2 protein-coding genes are annotated in these 1607 nt (G+C 51.6%); both read right to left on the minus strand.

What is annotated here, in order from left to right:
- A partial coding sequence (locus tag NZ653_10060) for a hypothetical protein (protein ID MCS7287460.1) occupies positions 1-228 on the minus strand: 228 nt, incomplete at its 3' end.
- Entirely contained in the window at positions 229-1452 is a 1224-nt protein-coding gene (locus NZ653_10065) for an ATP-binding protein (GenBank protein ID MCS7287461.1), read from the minus strand.
- Between the last annotated feature and the right edge of the window lie 155 nt (positions 1453-1607).

Here is a 1607-nt window from a genome sequence, read left to right on the forward strand (position 1 = left end):
CTCCGACCTCCTCCGCCGCTCCTCAAGCTTTGCGTCTAAATCAAATTGGTCCGGGGAGACTTCCTCCCGCCAAACCTCCCTTCCCTGGGCTCGCAGTTCTTTTTCCAAATGAGCCATAAGCTCTTCACGCCATTTACCAGTATCGCAAACCGCAAAAAGGAAGGCTTCTCTTCTAAGGGTTTCCAGCGCCCTGCGCAAAATTTCCAGCTCTTCCCCTAACATTATCATTTACCACTCCTTTACCATGGGTTTGAGTAACGGATGCACATCCCACCATTCTTCACGACCCACGACGTAGTGGAGGATATGGAGATTCATGGCCAAGTTCCTTGCCTCCTCTGAATTCACGTAAGTGTGTTCACTGGCTACTTGCTTTAAGATTTCCCTCTGGGATCGCGTGAAAATAGGGGATAAAATTATGCGGTTACGGTGCTCTACCTCTTCCACATCTTCAGGGGTGACTGTTCTGTGCCTCTGCTGCATAGCTCGCAGAACAGCTTCCCCAGCAAAAGTGAGCAGATGCCTTATCACTCCACCCGAAAGATAAATGAGTTTTTCACGCGTTTCCTCTGGCAGTAGCTTTTCTTCCACCCGCCTTGTCAGCACCTCTTCCAGAGCCCTCCAGCCCTCCTGGTGGCGCGTCCCATCCCGGTTAAATGGGCTTATATTAGGGAGCTGATACTGACCCCGGAAACTCATAAGCACGCCTCCCAGAGTTGGGTCGTAGAGGAGAACGTGGGGTACGGTGTAAACGATAATGCAAGTAGGAGCAATAAGGGCACCTGCTCCGTCCCGGAAAACCTTCACAGCCCTCGCAAGATCATAGACTTTATCCAGACCATCAACCAGCACGACAGGTGGCCTTTTTGTTTTGCTTTGTATCTTTTCAATGAGCTCATTCAGCAGGCCCAGTAGTTCCGATAGCCGGCGTTCTACCTTTTCACGGACCGTTTTGCGCACCTCGGCTCCTCCCCGCAACCTGGCTGTAAGGAGGGGGAAACCAATGGATATCTCCGCTTCTATTCCCCGTCCCTGTTCCCTGAAAACCTCTTCATACCATGACTGCATTTTCTTAATGGATTTAGAGGCAGCACGGACTTTTAGTTTTCGGGCTTCCCTCGCAAGCCCTTCTCCCAGAGCCAGGAGAACATCGTGGTAATCAATATCACCCAGGTCAAGGATGGTCTCTACGTTAATGTGGATAACAGGGTTTTGCCCCTCAAGCTGAGAATAGATACGCAGCAACTCTGTGGATTTGCCGCTTCCCCGGTGACCGCTGAAAAGGAGTTTATCTCCAGGATTGGCAGCCTTTAGAGCTTCCTGCAGTGGTCCAGGATTAAACAGAGGCGGGCGAGGGACATAGAAAGGATGCTTTTCCCCAGGGAGGGGCTCATTGGGATTTAAATTATTGTAGGCTTCCTCAAAGGTGCTCGCTGGTTTTATTTTTACCATCACGCCTCCTCTCCCTGCGAGCCGGAATTAGGGTTTAGAGGAAAAAGACCATCCATTTCCTCCACCAGTCTGCCTTTTGGCTCTTTTCCGGCCTCCCGGCACGCCCTCATATAGTCCGCTCGCAGCGCAGCAGCCAGCTCGCCAAAAGCACCGGG

The sequence above is a fragment of the Anaerolineae bacterium genome (assembly GCA_025062375.1).
Lineage (GTDB): Bacteria > Chloroflexota > Anaerolineae > SpSt-600 > SpSt-600 > SpSt-600.